The 15,320-nt window shown below is 41.2% G+C and carries 19 protein-coding genes and 1 pseudogene; 15 read left to right on the top strand and 5 right to left on the bottom strand.

Features of this window, described 5'->3' with window-relative positions; all coding sequences use genetic code 11:
* Window positions 1–52 precede the first annotated feature (52 nt).
* The 3 genes and pseudogenes from AS29_RS14565 (at window position 53) to AS29_RS14555 (ending at window position 1,699) form a co-directional block, all read left to right on the top strand.
* Entirely contained in the window at window positions 53–970 is a 918-nt protein-coding gene (locus AS29_RS14565; protein ID WP_035408898.1) for an alpha/beta hydrolase, read from the top strand.
* A 122-nt stretch (window positions 971–1,092) separates the two neighbouring features.
* Window positions 1,093–1,310 (top strand): annotated as a pseudogene (locus AS29_RS14560) (preQ(1) synthase); the annotation flags it as partial.
* 167 nt (window positions 1,311–1,477) lie between these two features.
* Window positions 1,478–1,699 carry a hypothetical protein gene (locus tag AS29_RS14555; RefSeq protein WP_035408895.1) on the top strand — a complete coding sequence of 74 codons (222 nt, stop codon included), beginning with the start codon at window positions 1,478–1,480 and terminating at the stop codon, window positions 1,697–1,699.
* A 317-nt stretch (window positions 1,700–2,016) separates the two neighbouring features.
* Here AS29_RS14555 and AS29_RS14550 read toward each other — a convergent pair whose 3' ends face one another.
* Together AS29_RS14550 and AS29_RS14545 are read right to left on the bottom strand one after the other, a co-directional pair.
* Window positions 2,017–2,571 carry a GNAT family N-acetyltransferase gene (locus AS29_RS14550; RefSeq protein ID WP_035408892.1) on the bottom strand — a complete coding sequence of 185 codons (555 nt, stop codon included), beginning with the start codon at window positions 2,569–2,571 and terminating at the stop codon, window positions 2,017–2,019.
* Complete coding sequence (locus AS29_RS14545) at window positions 2,568–3,059, bottom strand: GNAT family N-acetyltransferase (protein WP_035408889.1); 492 nt, start codon at window positions 3,057–3,059, stop codon at window positions 2,568–2,570. Before AS29_RS14545 ends, AS29_RS14550 begins: the two co-directional genes overlap by 4 nt.
* A gap of 211 nt (window positions 3,060–3,270) precedes the next feature.
* Here AS29_RS14545 and AS29_RS14540 point away from each other — a divergent pair, with 211 nt between their 5' ends.
* Window positions 3,271–4,068 (top strand): peptidoglycan-binding protein, encoded by a 798-nt coding sequence (locus tag AS29_RS14540; RefSeq protein ID WP_035408887.1) that lies wholly within the window; start codon window positions 3,271–3,273, stop codon window positions 4,066–4,068.
* 72 nt (window positions 4,069–4,140) lie between these two features.
* On the opposite strand, the gene AS29_RS14535 is transcribed toward AS29_RS14540, so the two are convergent.
* Window positions 4,141–4,323 (bottom strand): YkvS family protein, encoded by a 183-nt coding sequence (locus AS29_RS14535; protein ID WP_035408884.1) that lies wholly within the window; start codon window positions 4,321–4,323, stop codon window positions 4,141–4,143.
* Window positions 4,324–4,571: 248 nt separating this feature from the next.
* Here AS29_RS14535 and AS29_RS14530 point away from each other — a divergent pair, with 248 nt between their 5' ends.
* The 3 genes from AS29_RS14530 (at window position 4,572) to AS29_RS14520 (ending at window position 6,400) form a co-directional block, all read left to right on the top strand.
* Window positions 4,572–5,444 carry a patatin-like phospholipase family protein gene (locus AS29_RS14530; RefSeq protein ID WP_035408881.1) on the top strand — a complete coding sequence of 291 codons (873 nt, stop codon included), beginning with the start codon at window positions 4,572–4,574 and terminating at the stop codon, window positions 5,442–5,444.
* Window positions 5,445–5,506: 62 nt separating this feature from the next.
* Complete coding sequence (locus tag AS29_RS14525; protein ID WP_035408878.1) at window positions 5,507–6,145, top strand: SDR family oxidoreductase; 639 nt, start codon at window positions 5,507–5,509, stop codon at window positions 6,143–6,145.
* Between the two features lie 60 nt (window positions 6,146–6,205).
* The gene (locus AS29_RS14520) at window positions 6,206–6,400 is read left to right on the top strand and encodes a hypothetical protein (protein ID WP_035408875.1); all 195 of its coding nucleotides are present in this window, start codon (window positions 6,206–6,208) and stop codon (window positions 6,398–6,400) included.
* A gap of 48 nt (window positions 6,401–6,448) precedes the next feature.
* On the opposite strand, the gene AS29_RS14515 is transcribed toward AS29_RS14520, so the two are convergent.
* Window positions 6,449–6,925, bottom strand: coding sequence for a sigma-70 family RNA polymerase sigma factor (locus AS29_RS14515; protein WP_035408872.1), 477 nt, complete (start codon window positions 6,923–6,925; stop codon window positions 6,449–6,451).
* A gap of 283 nt (window positions 6,926–7,208) precedes the next feature.
* Here AS29_RS14515 and AS29_RS14510 point away from each other — a divergent pair, with 283 nt between their 5' ends.
* The 6 genes from AS29_RS14510 to AS29_RS14485 all read left to right on the top strand — a co-directional run bounded on the left by AS29_RS14510 (window position 7,209) and on the right by AS29_RS14485 (window position 13,610).
* A complete protein-coding gene (locus AS29_RS14510; RefSeq protein ID WP_035408869.1) occupies window positions 7,209–7,829 on the top strand; it encodes a cell wall hydrolase in 621 nt (206 codons plus the stop codon).
* 286 nt (window positions 7,830–8,115) lie between these two features.
* Window positions 8,116–9,591, top strand: a complete 1,476-nt coding sequence (locus tag AS29_RS14505) for a spore germination protein (protein ID WP_035409326.1) — start codon at window positions 8,116–8,118, stop codon at window positions 9,589–9,591.
* Window positions 9,592–9,604: 13 nt separating this feature from the next.
* Window positions 9,605–10,699 carry a GerAB/ArcD/ProY family transporter gene (locus AS29_RS14500; protein WP_035408866.1) on the top strand — a complete coding sequence of 365 codons (1,095 nt, stop codon included), beginning with the start codon at window positions 9,605–9,607 and terminating at the stop codon, window positions 10,697–10,699.
* On the top strand, window positions 10,696–11,763 hold the full coding sequence (locus AS29_RS14495; protein ID WP_035408863.1) for a Ger(x)C family spore germination protein: 1,068 nt from the start codon (window positions 10,696–10,698) through the stop codon (window positions 11,761–11,763). Before AS29_RS14500 ends, AS29_RS14495 begins: the two co-directional genes overlap by 4 nt.
* A gap of 70 nt (window positions 11,764–11,833) precedes the next feature.
* Window positions 11,834–13,159, top strand: a complete 1,326-nt coding sequence (locus AS29_RS14490; RefSeq protein ID WP_035408861.1) for a polysaccharide biosynthesis protein — start codon at window positions 11,834–11,836, stop codon at window positions 13,157–13,159.
* A gap of 70 nt (window positions 13,160–13,229) precedes the next feature.
* On the top strand, window positions 13,230–13,610 hold the full coding sequence (locus AS29_RS14485) for a hypothetical protein (protein ID WP_051860716.1): 381 nt from the start codon (window positions 13,230–13,232) through the stop codon (window positions 13,608–13,610).
* Window positions 13,611–13,720: 110 nt separating this feature from the next.
* Here AS29_RS14485 and AS29_RS21920 read toward each other — a convergent pair whose 3' ends face one another.
* Entirely contained in the window at window positions 13,721–13,855 is a 135-nt protein-coding gene (locus AS29_RS21920; protein ID WP_269449399.1) for a hypothetical protein, read from the bottom strand.
* A 319-nt stretch (window positions 13,856–14,174) separates the two neighbouring features.
* Between AS29_RS21920 and AS29_RS14480 the strand changes: the two genes are divergently transcribed.
* Window positions 14,175–14,609: a NucA/NucB deoxyribonuclease domain-containing protein gene (locus tag AS29_RS14480; protein ID WP_035408858.1), complete on the top strand. Its 435-nt coding sequence runs from the start codon at window positions 14,175–14,177 to the stop codon at window positions 14,607–14,609.
* Window positions 14,609–15,007: a competence protein ComJ gene (gene comJ / locus AS29_RS14475; RefSeq protein WP_051860715.1), complete on the top strand. Its 399-nt coding sequence runs from the start codon at window positions 14,609–14,611 to the stop codon at window positions 15,005–15,007. Before AS29_RS14480 ends, comJ begins: the two co-directional genes overlap by 1 nt.
* Window positions 15,008–15,320 lie beyond the last annotated feature (313 nt).

The following is a 15,320-nucleotide window of genomic DNA, read 5'->3' as shown; positions in this document are numbered from 1 at the left end:
GCGATTAATACGCACAAGTGTATTTAATTCTTGAATAAAGGTGGTTATAGCTGTGCCAGTTACTAATAAGAAAGTAAAATTTCATGCACATGGACTACAAATTTCGGGGATTGTAAATGTACCTGAATTTGCTTTAGAAAAGAAACAAAATCCAGCAATTGTTTGCGTTCATCCGGGCAGTAGCTGTAAAGAGCAAACAGCTGGCATTTACGCGGAGAAACTTGCAGAGCTAGGGTATGTAACGATTGTATTCGATGCTTCCTTTCAAGGAGAAAGCGAAGGCGAGCCACGTTATGCCGAATACCCAGCTGCTCGTGTTGAGGATATTCGTTGTGCAGTTGATTACCTAACGACACTAGCTTATGTCGACGAAAATCGTATTGGCGTATTAGGTGTTTGTGCAGGAGGCGGATATGCCGTAAATGCTGCAATGACAGAGCGTCGCATCAAAGCAGTTGGTACGGTCGTCGGCGCGAATATCGGTCGTGGATATCGTGAAGGAGATCCAATCAAAGTTTTAGAGGGAATTGCTCAACAACGCACTGCTGAAGCGCGTGGAGCCGAACCTATGGTTACACAGTGGATTCCTAATAGTCATGCAGAAAGGGAAGAAGCTGGTATGACTGATATCGATCTTGTGGGAGCAGTAAATTACTACAGAACTCCAAGAGGTCAGAATCCTAATTCTCCAAACAAATTGAAATTTACCAGCATAGACTCGGTAATCGGTTTTGATGCTGTCCATTTAGCGGAAATTCTGCTAACACAACCACTGCAAATCATTGTCGGTAATTTGCAGGGAGCATTTGGTTCATACAAGGATGGCCATGAACTTTATGACAGAGCAGCTTCTGAGAAAAAAGATTTGTTCGTTATTGAAGGAGCAAGCCACTATGACCTATACGACAGGCCGGAGCCAGTGAGCAAGGCAATTGAAAAGTTAGGCGTTTTCTATAAAGAAAATCTTTAGTAATAATGCCTAGAAGATGCTGGGACATTTGATACTTTCTATCATAACCAGTTAAGTGACCATAATTTTGACCAGTAACTGATCAAGAGCTCCTATACTTTGGGAGACATGGTCTTGTGGCCGGCGATTTTCATGAAGACTGCATGAACATCATTATGAACGACTTGATTGACCTGATGGATCCCCGCTATATCGAAGTGTGGGGGAAATTCACTCCAAGAGGCGGAATCTCCATTGATCCGTATACGAATTACGGGAAGTCTGGAACGAAGTACGAAACCATGGCGGAACACCGTTTGATGAATCATGATTTGATCCGGAGAAAGTGGATAATCGTTAAAGTTAGACAGCTTTCCTTTTGGAAGGCTGTTTTTTTGACCCGTTTTTTCATCCTATTACAAGTAAGAGATAGGAATGGGACTAATTATAAATAAAAAAGGTGGATGAACAAGGAGTCTTTAGTGGAATTGTTGAATAGGTAAGAAAAAGGAAATGGGAGGGGAGAAAATGAACAAATACAAAATCCGCTATCACTTCAGCAATGATTTTTATGTGACGAGAGAAGTAGAGAGTGAGTTTGATAAGACATCCGCTGCAATGAGATTCAGTGAAGAGGAACGAATTACGTTCGAAGACAAGCGCGGAGACCTGCTCAGCTTTTTTATGCGGGATGTGAAGCTGGTCACGGTTGAAGATGATAAAGTAAATACAGTCAAAGCAGGTTTTTGAATTATGAGACCGTACAGGAGACTCTCCATGTACGGCCTTTTCACTTCGTGTCGAATGTTAGCGAATAGTCGATATACAGAGAAAATCGCCGATATATTCAAAAAATCGCCGATAAATTGAGAAAATCGCCGATATATTGAAAAAATAGTCGATATATCGAAAGAATAGCCGATATAACCGAAAAATAGTTGAGCTACAACAGAAAAATAAGTAAGGTACCCGGAAAAATAGCTGGTTTACATGAAAAATAGCCAAATTCTTCACTTTAGCCAGAATAACTCTATCAAAAGGACAGAATTTCCGATCGTCCAATATCCTTATGCTGAAACGAAACCCGTTTCTCCTTCTGCCCCTGCAACGATTGAAAGCATCACCAAATCGTAAAATTTTCCTCCGCTATGCTGGTATCCTCTCAGTATTCCTTCTCTCTCAAACCCGAATTTCTCCAGTATCATAAGTGAGGCTTTGTTTTCTGAACGGACGGTGGCACCGATCCGATGGAGACCTAGTGTCTTGAATCCGAATTCGACGGCTGCTTGCAATGCCTCAGATCCCAATCCCATTCTCCAGAAATCAGGGTGAATTTCATAGCCGATTTCCGCCCGCTTATGTGTTTTGTTCCAATTATGGTATCCGATGGTGCCGATTAGCTGTTCATTGTACTCCATGCCCCAGCGGATCGAAGTTTCATTATGCCAGCCGTCAAAAAAACGTTTTGCCAGCAGTTTTGCTTCTGCCAGTTCTCTCAGTGGTTCCATTCCATAATATTGAAGAACATCTTTCCTTGAGAAAATCTGCAGTAAATCCCCGGCATTTTCTTGCGTAATCTCTTTTAATCGCAATCTCTCAGTATTCAGTTCAGGAAATTTCATAGCAGTCTCCCCATTATGTATTCGTCAACCCATTCCCCATTTACAAGCAAAGAATGCCTTACTGTTCCTTCGATCGCAAACTTCTTCCTTTTATAAAGAGCGATGGCGGGCTCGTTATGTGTCATAACGGTCAGCTCCAGACGATGAAGCCCCTGATTCATACTCCATTCGAGCGCAGCATCCATTAATTTACCGCCAATGCCCATGTTTTGATATTTAGGAAGCAAGCCTATTACGACGGATGCTTTATGACGGTTTCTATTCAGCTGACAGGGTATTACTGCAAGATGTCCATGATAAACATCCTGATCCTCGCTAATCCATATGAACAATTGTTTATTAAGATTAGCATCAAGCTTATTCCGATAATCACCTGCATCTGTGGAACGCTCTCCATGCTCATACAGCATGGTATCTGTTTGCTGATCCAATGCAATCAAAAGCTCAAGGTGCCTAGATGCATCTTCTGAAAGAAGAGGTCTAATCATTTTTTCACCCGCCTAAAATTTCCCTTTATTTTACCATGGACCGGGTAAATATTGCTGAAATATTTCCTTCTATGAAAAAAGACAGAAAAAGAAGAAGATAATGGAAGAGTTATAGGGCGTCCGTTTTGTTTTTGAGCGGGTGCCATTATAAACGGAAAAACAGGACGAAGATTTTAGATGTTGATTTAGAATTTTAGGAGGAACGTACAGCATGATAAGAAAAACCACGGCTTTAATAGGAGTTTGTCTTTTAGGAACAGCGATTTTTGCCCCGTCTAAAGGGGAGGCAGCTTTAGGAGATCAGCTGCTTCATAAAGGTATGTCTAATGGGGATGTTAAAGAACTTCAAAGCTACTTGATGACTAAACAAGTCTATCCTTATTACGATAATACAGGAAACTATGGGACAATCACAGAAGAAGCTGTTCGTGATTTTCAAAGTAAAGCAGGCATAAAAACAGATGGAGTGGCCGGCCCTCAAACCATTGCAAAAATTAAAGTACTTAAGCCAGGAAACATTGGCAAGCCTGTTGCTGATTTGCAAAACAAGCTAAAAGCATGGGGTACATATTCAGGATCAGCGGATGGAATATACGGGAAGGGTACGAAAAGCGCTGTGTCTAAATTTCAATCCGGTAAAGGTCTGTCAGCGGACGGAATTGCTGGACCAAGAACGTTAAATGAACTGAACAAAAGAGTAAATCCGGCCTCGGGTGCAGTGAAAGAAGTAACTGTTCACAGTACAGCCTATACCGCGAGCTGCCAGGGCTGTTCAGGAGTGACTAAAATGGGAATCGATTTGAACCGTTTTGAGGAATCCAAAGTGATTGCAGTGGATCCTAATGTGATCCCGCTTGGCTCAACCGTTGAAGTTGAGGGATATGGTAAAGCTGTCGCAGGTGACATAGGCGGAGCAATTAATGGAAGTGAGATTGATGTTTTCTTTAAAGATCTCAATGAAGCAATGAATTGGGGAAGCAGACAAGTAAAAGTTAAAGTGTATCAGTAAGTGGAAAAGGGATGGCCATATAAGCCATCCCTTTGTTCATGAGATATTACGAGTGAAAAGAAGGAGCCCGCTTTAGGATTCCTTGAGGATCTTATAGTTTTTATGATTTACGACTGTGCGTCTTTCAAGTTCAAGGTCAAGAAAATTCTCCATATACGTTAAATCAACGATTACTGAATTTTCGTTCACCTTCTCAACAATACCACGCAAGCCGTTTTTAAATTCAATAAGGTTTCCAACTTTAGCAATCTTCATTTCCTCTCTCCTTCAATCGTACTAAATACCCCCATTAGAAAACATTTTGCACTATTTTGCCAATAAAGTAAAGACTATTTTGACAGCGCTGTCTCTCTGTGTCAAGTCCTGATTTGAGATAGAGTATTTCTATTGTGCTATCATAACAGGGAGGGTTACATATAAGTACGGCAAACTTTCATTTTTATGTTCTGATTGCGTACAGCGGAAGTTATATACAAAGGAAGTTATGAAAGGAGCAAGGGGAAGTGGAACAAACAGGTTTAGTGCTGGAAGGCGGCGGTATGAGAGGTGTCTATACCGCAGGAGTTTTAGAGTATTTTATGGAAAATGAACTTTATTTCCCATATGTAATTGGGGTATCAGCAGGGGCTTGTATGGCCGCTTCATATTTATCAAGGCAAATGGACCGAAACCGGACAGTTAATATTGACTATGCTGGGGATCCGAAGTATTTATCCCTTCAAAATTATATTAGAAGCAGACAGCTGTTTGGCATGGATTATATTTTTGATGAGATACCGAATCGGCTCGTTCCTTTTGATTTTGAGGCATTCTCCAATAACCCTGAGCAGCTGGTAATAGGAACGACGGATTGTGAAACAGGCAAACCTGTTTATTTTGACAAGCCTGAGACGATGGGGGATTTGTTAACGATTATCCGCGCTTCAAGCTCACTTCCATTTATTGCACCGATGGTTCCTTTTCGAGGAAAAATGCTCATGGATGGAGGCATTGTCGATTCCATTCCACTCAAAAAGGCGGAACAGGATGGGATTGAAAGAAATGTCGTGGTGCTTACTAGAAATAAGGGGTATGTGAAATCTCAGCCAAAAGCCCAATGGATGGTTGAACGGACCCTCAGAAAGCATCCTCTGCTCGCAAAAGCCATCCTTGAACGTTACAGAATGTATAATGACACCCTTTCGTATATAGATGAACAGGAAGCGAAAGGGCATATTTTCGTCATCCGTCCGTCAAAAAGGCTCGAGGTTGGAAGAATTGAACGAGACCCTGTAAAACTGGATGCTTTATACAGACAGGGAATAGAGGATGCGAAAAGATTATTAGAGGATCTTCAAACATGGCTTGCTAAAAGCGGGCAGCCAATATCAAAGTAAAAAAGTTCATCGGTTTAGTTAGCTCTTCAGTAGGGAACAGTACGAGCAGAGGAGTGATAACAATGAAAGTATTAATAGCAGGTGCCAATGGAAGCACAGGACGATTGGCTATAGAAAAAGCAATAGAACAAGGCTACCAGCCGATTGCTATGATTCGTGATCCTAAGCAGGCGGATGAGCTTGAACATAAAGGAGCTCAGACTGTAATTGCGGATTTAGAAGGAGACGTATCAGAAGCTGTTCAGCAAGCGGATGCTGTTATTTTTGCGGCTGGTTCAGGTTCAAGTACCGGTGATGATAAGACAATCGCCATTGATCAGGACGGAGCTATTAAACTGATTGATGCAGCTAAAAAACATAACGTAAAAAAATTTGTCATGCTGAGTTCAATCGGTACGGACGCGCCTGAAAGGGCTCCTGAAGAGATGAAGCTTTATCTGCGGTCCAAGGCCGTTGCGGATGAGTATCTGAGAAATGCTGAAATCCCTTATACCATTGTCCGTCCCGGAGCACTTTCAGATGACGAAGGTTCAGGAAAAATTGCAGCCTCCAAGTCTGTAAACCCAAAAGGTTCCATTCCGCGTGAAGATGTTGCAGAGGTGCTAGTCGCTTGTTTAAGTGAACCATCTACACAAAATCAAACCTTTGAAATTATCAGCGGAGACCGCAGCATTTCTGAAGCAATTCAATCGATTATGTAAAAATCCATTGAATGAATAAAGCTCCCCCTGTAAACTTAATCAGGTAAGGGAGGCTATTGTATGGATCACCAAACAATTAACGAGATGCTCGATCAGCTGAAAAACGGGGAGCGCATGGAATTTCAAGTATCGAAGGAGGATTTCCTGCCTGTTCGTGAAGTCCTTGTTAAAAGAGAAGATTTTAAGCATTTTCGCGGGATTGCCAGGCATGGAGGCAACACCGTTTACCGCTATATAGCAACAGCGAGAAGCTGAAGAGGATTTCGCCTGGATAATGGCGAAATCCTCTTATTTTTTGAAGCTTTATTTTGTAAGCTGTTTTTTCAGCTTTCTCAGTGTATCTCTTCTCCAGCTCTTTACAGCAGCAGGCGTGACACCCTCAAGACTTGCAATTTCTGTAATAGTAAGTCCGAGATAGGCATATCCATGCATCCACTTCTTTTGATTAAGAGTAAGATCTTTCTCCAGTTCCTCCCAGTCAAATTGATCTTCGGTTTCTTTTAAAATATGGCAATCTTCTGCATAACTGAAATCGTCCTTTAAGTCCTCTCTTTCTGAAAGCCGGTTTTGGCGAGTCATTTCGTTCATGAGCTTTCCTTTAATATACAAATAGTAATAGGCATCCATTGATCCTTTTGAGGGCCTGTATTGATTAGAAGCCTCCCAAAGGGCGATACAAGCAGTCTGGAAGAATTCCTCATGATTTCTGTAGATAGACAGTCTTTTCAGTAAATGTAATATCATTGGTTTATATCGTTCAAGCAGTTGTGAATAGTTCAATTCTCTCTTCCCTGATGGGATGCATCCTCATTATTATTCCGCCGGTAATTACATAGTAAATTTCTTTTTTTATGAGCAAAAATTTACTTTTACTCTATATAAGAAATGATTTTTCAAAGGAATTATGGATATGAGATTCGCTTTTGGGCGGTATGGTGTTTGAATAGAAGCGCTTGGCGCAATAAAGAATGAAATTTTTTTGGAAACTTTTCACTAATGATTTAAAGCGGAAAAGCTGGTAGGCTGAAGGATATGAAATTTTAATAATGGCTGGAGGGCTGAAATGAAACAGACGACGAGAAAAATGATTCAGATCGCTGCCATAGCCTGTGCAGCATTTATCATTTGCGCAGCACCAGCGTCTGCAAAAATGGCGCATACAGTGAAAAAAGGAGAAACAATGGAGCAAATCAGCTTCGCATACATTGTTTCGATTGACGATATAAAAAAGTGGAATCACTTAGATCGGAATACTGCTGTGGAGGGAGATGCAATTCGAATTCCTGAAAAAACCTCAAAGCCAGGCAATAACAGTGAAGAACCGAGTATAGCTGTCTCCAAAGAAGAAAAGCAGCTTCTGGCTCAGCTTGTTCATGCTGAGGCAAAAGGAGAGCCATATGAAGGGAAAGTTGCTGTTGCTTCGGTAGTCCTGAATCGAGTAGAAAGCAGGGAATTTCCAGACTCTGTGAAGGATGTTATATACGAGAAAAACGCATTTTCTCCTGTAGGGAATGGAACGATTCATAACAAGGCAGATGAAGCATCCAAAAAAGCTGCCGAAGAAGCGCTCCGAAAAAAATCTGTCAATTACCTCTACTTCTTTAATCCAGAAACAGCAGAAAGCGAATGGATCAAAACAAGAAAAACAGAAAAAACCATAGGAAATCACAGTTTTTCAATGTAAAATGAATGCCCAAAAACCCTTCCGCTGCACGCGGAAGGGTTTTTATTATGCGCATAGGAGCTGGCCGTTTTTGTGAGAGTTTGTCGATTGGCCCGTATTCAGTGAAAGCTGGCCCGGATGTGAGGAAACATGGCTCGTATTCAGTGAAAGCTGGCCCGGACGTGAGAAGAAATGGCTGCGTTCCGAATGACGCGGCCAAGGTCTTCCGCATTTTTGTATAACTTTCTCCCATTTTTCGCAAAATAACCCTAATTATATGAGACCGGGGTTGAGGCTTGTGGATTTAATGAAAAACATGGATGGGTCACCGAAAACCTCAATGCCTGAGCTAATGGCAGTCTTGAGGAGTTCTTCTGATTTTATTCAATTCGGAAGCAAGGGCGTATCGACAAAGTACTGGATATCTTATTTCCGGACACTGGTTGATACGAAAATGCTTCATGAAAGCGTTCTCGCGGTTTTATCAAAAGTTAATTGGACCTCGCTTGAGGAATTAAAGAATGCCGTGCCAGTAGAAAATATTATATTAACTTCAGACACCGATGTGGTGAAAGAGAAGCTGCTGCAGGGCTTTATTATGATAAGCCTTTCAGAGTATGGGCAGTCCGTCCTGCTGATTCGGGTGTTTATGGAAAAAGCAAGGCAGGTCAGTCTTCCTGAGGTTGAATTTAGCGTGGTGGGACCGAAGGAAGCCTTCGTTGAGTCGCTAGAGTCGAACATTCATCTTATACGAAAGCGCATGCCATCAGATCAGCTGAGAATCAGAGAAATCAACATTGGCAAGCTGACACATACGAAGGTTGCAGTCATTTATATGGAAAGTATCGCCAATGATGAAAATGTGCGGACAGTATGGCAGAGACTGAATGGAATTGAGATTGATCACATTAGTGACAGTTCTGTTTTGACAGAGATTATGTCCGATAATCAAAATTCTCCCTTCCCGCAGCTATTGGACTCAGAGCGGCCAGACCGGGTGGTGTCCATACTTTCAGAGGGCAAGATTGTGATTGTAGTGGATGGTTCACCGCAGGTGCTGATTGGTCCAAGTACGCTGATTGAGTTTTTCACAGCATTTGATGATTATTTTTTTAATTATATCGTCGCATCCTTCTTCCGGATTGTTCGTTTAGCATCTGTTGCCTTTTCTATATTAGTTACCCCTGTTTATGTAGCTACATTAAATTTCCACTATGAACTGATCCCAAGAGACCTGCTGAATACGCTTGTCAGTTCAAGGGAAGAGATCCCGCTGCCTCCAATTCTCGAAGCCATTTTTTTGGAACTGACGATTGAGCTGCTCCGTGAAGCGGGGGCGAGACTGCCGACAAAGGTCGGTCAGACGATTGGGATTGTAGGCGGTATCGTAATCGGAACCGCATCTGTTGAGGCGGGACTAACGAGTAACGTCCTCCTGATTATTGTTGCACTTGCAGCATTGGCTTCCTTTACAACGCCTGTTTACAAAATGAGCAACACGATACGTCTAATACGCTTTCCATTTTTGCTGTTTGCAGAATTCTATGGATTGCTTGGAATTGTTTTTTGTTTCTGTGTTCTGGCCACTCATTTATTGAAGTTATCTTCACTTGGAAGACCATTTTTAGAACCAATCTATCCGCCAAGAACGGCTGACATGAAAGATGCGCTGATCAGGCTTCCGTTTTCCATGATGTCAAAAAGGCCGATTCAGCTTCGAACGAAACAGCCAATCCGTTTTGATAAAAAAAGGGCGTCTCAGAAAAAAGATATTGATGAGTGAGGAGTGATTGGATATGACTAAAATTGCTGAAAAATATCAAGTCTCTCATTTTATGGTCTTCTATCTGATTCACTCTCTTCAATTCGGGGTCGGAGTCCTTGGCTTTCAAAGAATCATTGTAAAGGTTGCCGGTCAGGATGCGTGGATTTCCGTCATTTTATCAGGTGTTTTTTCACACATTATGGTCTGGATGATTTACCGTATTTTAAGGGGGGCTGAAGGTAACATTCATGACATTCACCACCGTATATTCGGGAAATGGCTGGGGAAAGGACTAAATCTATTGATTTCGCTGTATTTCACTATGCTTGCGATTGGTGTACTGCGGACGTTCATAGAGATTATTCAGGTTTGGATGTTCCCGGATATGAATGTTTTGATTTTTAGTATCCTTTTCCTTGCACTTGTCTACTACATTGTAACCGGAGGATTCCGGGTAGTGACTGGCGTTTGTTTTTTTGGGGTGGTTTTGCCATGCTACCTTATTATTACCTACTTTTTCCCACTGGAATTTGCTGAATGGGTAAATTTATTTCCAATGTTTGACCACTCGATCGGAGAGATAATGGAAGGAACAAAAAGTATGGCATTAACTGTTCTTGGCTTTGAAGCATTGCTTGTCTATTATCCCTTTATTAAAAATCCGGAAAAATCCCATAAATGGGCTCATGGAGCAATTTTTTTTACCACTTTCTTATACTTGCTCATTTTGGTTATCACCATTGTGTTTTTCAATGAGGAGCAGCTTCAAAAGAATATTTGGGCAACATTAACGATGTGGAAAATCGTTGAAATTCCGTTTGTAGAGCGATTTGAGTACATTGGCATTGCGAACTGGAATTTGGTTATTCTTCCTAATGTGTGCCTAACCCTATGGTGTGCAAGCAGAGGCATCAAGCAGACACTCAATATCACTCAAAAGAAAACATTAATCATTGTGCTGATCCTTACACTAATTGCAGTGAATATGTTTAACACCCGTGAGCAAATTGACCAATTAAACACTTTCATGGGGGATGTGGGATTGTGCTTTTATCTATACATTCCGTTGATTTTATTTTTGCAGTTTTTCCTGAAAAAGATTAAAAATCAAGGTGGTGCAGGATGAATAGAATCATTCAGCTATCTATCCTTTTTCTTTTTCTCTTCAGTCAAACCGGATGTATACAAAAAGAAATTATCGATGACGTGAACATCATCCTTGCTTCAGGGTATGACGCAACTGAAGATGGGGAAATAACCGGAACCGTAATTGTCCCCGTTTATCAGAAGCAGCAGCCTGTAACAAGTGAAATATTAGAAGAGAAGGCGGTTCTTTCGAGGGATTTACTAACCAATCTTCAGCGTAAATCTTCTGATCCGCTGGTTTATGGCAAGCTTCAAGTGGCTCTGTTCGGAGTAGATCTGGCCAAGAAAGGGTTCAAAGATCTGCTTGATTCACTGCAAAGGGATGCAAGTGTAGGATCGAGGGTATACCTCGCAGTTGCTAGAGAAAGCGCATCGGAAATTTTAAAAGGCCAATATGGAATTCGCGGAACCGCTGTATATTTGAGCAATTTAATTCGGCACAATATTGAAAGCAGGGACTTATCGAGGGAGAACCTCCATTTGTTCTTGTACAATATGTATGACAAGGGAAAGGATGCTTATCTTCCCATCCTTGAACTCTCAGGCAAGGATGAACTGGAAATCACCGGAGTTGCTCTATTTAATAAGGATCGAATGGTATCTGAAGTTCCGAGCGATAAAATGATTTTCTTTAAACTGCTGACAGATCAGTATATGGAGGGAACCTATACGATGAACCTGGAGGATGGAGTGAAGGTTTCTGTAAAAAGTATCACGTCCCATAAAAAAGTGAGAATGGCTTCGAAGGACATTGTGAAGATTGATATTAAGCTCGAAGGCCATATCCGGGAGTATACAGGCAGCAAAATCACGCCGGAGGTTATCAAGAAGGTGGAAAGTGAATTCAAAGATACCGTTGAAAAGGAATGTCTGGCAATGATGGAGCACTTTCAGGAATTGGATATTGATCCAATTGGAATAGGTGATCAAGCGTCCCATACCTTTAGGAATTTCAAGATTGACCAATGGAAAAAACAATATCCAAATATAAAGACCGAAGTTAAGGCAGAAATTATTGTCAATGAATCCGGTGTAATTGAATAATAGAACGTTAAATAATTTGTCCGCCTCTCTCATAGGATTAAAAAGCGGGATTAAGATGGGAGTGCGTTGGATGAGTTCATTTGCAAAGGGTGCCTTTTTACTGGCGCTGGCGGCTTTCTTTGGCGAGTGTCTGGAGTTTTTTTTGAATATGATTCTGGCGAAAGAACTGGGAGAACACGGAATGGGAATGTACATGCAAATGCTGCCAATTATCTTTTTTGTGGTGGTCATATCGAGTTTGGAGCTTCCTGTTTCCATATCGAAATTTGTTGCGGAGCAGAAGAAGGAATATCATTACAGTATGCTTAGGCATGCCCTGAGGTTTGTCTATAAGCTTACAGGGATGATCCTGATTATTGTATTAGTTATTCTGCCATTTCTTCCGATCTTCTCGGAATACCATCCACTCGTCCGTTATATGATGTTTTTGCTTGTGCCGATTGTATCTTTCTCCTCCATTGCCAGGGGTTATTTTATGGGAGTTCAGCAGATGGACAAAATCGCTATTTCCAATTTTTTGAGAAAAGCGGTTCAGCTTCTTGCGCTCTATTTTCTTTTTCATGGCATGCAATTCAGTGAGAGTACCGCTTTGTTTACAGCATTGGCTGTATTAATCGGCAGTGAAGCAGTCGTTTTCTTCTATTTATTTACTCAATACCTCATTCAATACAGAATGATGAAACATGGGCGTTATCACGAAATGAATGAAAAAGAGGTCCGGAAAAGTTTAATGGCGGTATCTGTCCCCACCACAGCTCTTCGCATTTTTAATGCGATTACAAATGCTATTCAGCCGTTTTTGATAAAAGGAGCATTGGTGATATCTGGTATAGGAAGCGTAATGGCTACTGAACAGTACGGTCTTCTAGCGGGAGTTGCAATGAGCATTGGATTCTTTCCTGCGTTTTTATCTCATTCATTAATGGTCGCATTGCTGCCTAATGTTTCAGAAGCGTATGCTAAACAGGATGGCGAAAGATTGCGGACCTTGCTGCAGCAATCCATGTGGATTACATGTATATACGGGATCCCAGCTGTTTACCTCATGTACTGGTTTGCTGAGCCCCTTACCCATTTATTTTTTAAATCACCGGAAGCCTCTCTTTATTTACAGCTTTTATGGCCCTATTTCCTTTTTCATTTCTTTATCCATCCTCTTCAGGCCTATTTAATTGGATTGGGACTTGTTAAGGATGCTTTTTATCATTCAGTATGGTCCCATGTTGTCTCGTTTTTGATGATGTACGTGCTCGGTTCCATGGGAGAATTTCAAATGACGGGAATTATTCTTGGTATGAACATGGGCATTATTCTCCTTTTTCTCCTTCATTATGTGACGATATGCAGAAAAATTGGATTATCGATGAGCCTGATTTCAAGTAACCGGTTCACTTGAGCAAGCAAATTGAATATCTTTCATGTGGAGATTATAATTGCTGTACAATTGAAAAATGAGGAGGATTTCCTTGACCGTGTTCGCCGCAGCAGCAGCCATTGCCCTAATACTTTATTTAACAAGGGAATGGTATAGAAGATACATTCCCGTACGGAATATTCCGTGCCTGCCTATCCAGAGGATGGAGGGTATTCCGATTGTTGATGTAAGGGACTACAACAATCGTCAGGTCATTACTTTAGAGCGGAGTATGAATATTCCTTATTCTTATTTGCAAAAAGCATTTAATGATATTAATGGACAGGAAATCTACTTAATCGCGGCTACAAAACTTGAACGGAATATGAGTATCCGGTTTTTTAAAAGGAAAGGTATTTTGGTTAAAGGCTATGCCCTGTCTGACCATAGAGGGTGCAAAGAGAAAAGTCGATTGAACACGATGCAAATGTAATAAATTATTCTGCAGCACCGCAGTCATTTTTAGCAGCAATGGATTCAAAAGGAGTCATATAAATAGATTAGGAACAAAAAAGCGGCTTTCATAAATATGAAGCCGTTTTTTTAATCTTTAAATGTTGCTGCCGCCTGTTTGCCTGTTCCATTGCAGCTGCTGCACTTTGTATTTAGGGGGAAAAATGAAATGCGTTTTTGCTTGCCTGATCCGCTGCAAGTTTTACAAATAATAACTAAAGCCATAAGCTAATGCCTCCTTATCGTATTTGTCCCCAGGTAATGATGGAAATATAAAAAACTGAATATTCTATAAATTATATTATACTTAGTTTATGATAGCACTGCCAATTTGCCTGCTTCCTTTGAAATGAAAGCTCATAAATATTTATTAATCAGCAAAAGTTGGGGGGTTTCATGCAAAAGGACTCAGTTAATTCAGCATAGGTTTACATAATCGAAAGCTATTATTTACACCACCTTTAGATTGGGGTAATGGAGCGTTATCATCTGTCATTTAAATTTAAAGGGTAGTAAAAAATGACATCGGAGGTAACAAAAAAACATGAAATGGTTAAAAACTTTAGCAGCTGGTGCTGCGCTCGCTGCTGCCCTTGTATCCGGATCCGCTGTACAAGCTCCATTGACAGAGAATAAAGCAGAAGCTGCAAGTGCGTATGATGAGGTCTTATATTTTCCTTTAGACAGATATCCATTGACGGGCGATCACATTATTGATGCAATCGCTGCAGGACACTCCGATGTGTGCACAATTGACCGTGCCGGTGCGGATCAAAACCGTGCGGAATCCTTAAAGGGGATCCCTACAAAATCAGGCTATGACCGTGATGAATGGCCAATGGCTATGTGTGAAGAAGGCGGAGCAGGAGCAGATATCCGCTACGTACCTTATTCAGATAACCGCGGCTCAGGTTCATGGGTTGGAAATCAGCTTGAGGCTTATCCTGATGGAACGAAAGTATTATTCATCGTTCAATAATGAATGTAATCGCTCAAGGAGAAATTCTTATTTCTTATCATCAGTTTACGGTTTACCAGCAAGGGATGAAGCGTCCTCATTTTGACTGGCCGGAGAGTGCTCTTGAAAAAGGGTTTGCCGCAGACCTGAGTGCAGCTGCTTTTGCAGCTGAAACGAGCAGTAAAGCACTTATAGAAGTGCGAGTCAGTCCTTCAGGCAAGGAACCGGAATGCACCATTGTAATACCATTTCATGTGAAGGGTACAGGAGTCGAAGTGAGCAGTGTTATGTCTGAGAAAATGACATGCGAGCTCTCGTCTGGTGACTACATGCTTTGTATGAATGCCATTTCATTGGGGAAGCACGAAAGCACAGATGAACAAAAGATGAAATATGAGCTAACTTTTATACCTAAGTAGAGAGGCTGGGACAAATCTCAGTAAATAAGAGAGACCGTCGCAATTAAGTTTGCGACGGCCTCTCTTTTTATGTTTAGTGTTCATTTTTTAATGAAGAATATAAGGACACCTTCTGATAAAATTAAAGTTACCACACAATAACCATCGGAGGTGCCCTTATGTATAAACAGTATAACATGGACCAAATTGTTTTGCCCTTAGATTTAGAAATGAAACTCGATGAAAAAGATATCGCCTACACCGTCCATCATATGGTTGAACAGATCCCCAATGAAGCCTTTTCTGGTTTCGTGCGAGAGACCGGATGTCCAGC

Source organism: Bacillus sp. SJS, assembly GCF_000732485.2.
Taxonomy (GTDB): Bacteria; Bacillota; Bacilli; order Bacillales; family Bacillaceae; genus Metabacillus_B; species Metabacillus_B sediminis.
This window is presented reverse-complemented; position numbering and strand designations above follow the sequence as displayed.

Coding starts and splice junctions, on each gene's coding strand:
- AS29_RS14555 (WP_035408895.1), top strand. CDS start 1,478: ATGAACAAATACAAAATCCGCTATCACTTCAGCAATGATTTTTATGTG.
- AS29_RS14550 (WP_035408892.1), bottom strand. CDS start 2,571: ATGAAATTTCCTGAACTGAATACTGAGAGATTGCGATTAAAAGAGATT.
- AS29_RS14545 (WP_035408889.1), bottom strand. CDS start 3,059: ATGATTAGACCTCTTCTTTCAGAAGATGCATCTAGGCACCTTGAGCTT.
- AS29_RS14540 (WP_035408887.1), top strand. CDS start 3,271: ATGATAAGAAAAACCACGGCTTTAATAGGAGTTTGTCTTTTAGGAACA.
- AS29_RS14535 (WP_035408884.1), bottom strand. CDS start 4,323: ATGAAGATTGCTAAAGTTGGAAACCTTATTGAATTTAAAAACGGCTTG.
- AS29_RS14525 (WP_035408878.1), top strand. CDS start 5,507: ATGAAAGTATTAATAGCAGGTGCCAATGGAAGCACAGGACGATTGGCT.
- AS29_RS14520 (WP_035408875.1), top strand. CDS start 6,206: ATGGATCACCAAACAATTAACGAGATGCTCGATCAGCTGAAAAACGGG.
- AS29_RS14510 (WP_035408869.1), top strand. CDS start 7,209: ATGAAACAGACGACGAGAAAAATGATTCAGATCGCTGCCATAGCCTGT.
- AS29_RS14505 (WP_035409326.1), top strand. CDS start 8,116: ATGAAAAACATGGATGGGTCACCGAAAACCTCAATGCCTGAGCTAATG.
- AS29_RS14500 (WP_035408866.1), top strand. CDS start 9,605: ATGACTAAAATTGCTGAAAAATATCAAGTCTCTCATTTTATGGTCTTC.
- AS29_RS14495 (WP_035408863.1), top strand. CDS start 10,696: ATGAATAGAATCATTCAGCTATCTATCCTTTTTCTTTTTCTCTTCAGT.
- AS29_RS14490 (WP_035408861.1), top strand. CDS start 11,834: ATGAGTTCATTTGCAAAGGGTGCCTTTTTACTGGCGCTGGCGGCTTTC.
- AS29_RS21920 (WP_269449399.1), bottom strand. CDS start 13,855: ATGGCTTTAGTTATTATTTGTAAAACTTGCAGCGGATCAGGCAAGCAA.
- AS29_RS14480 (WP_035408858.1), top strand. CDS start 14,175: ATGAAATGGTTAAAAACTTTAGCAGCTGGTGCTGCGCTCGCTGCTGCC.
- comJ (WP_051860715.1), top strand. CDS start 14,609: ATGAATGTAATCGCTCAAGGAGAAATTCTTATTTCTTATCATCAGTTT.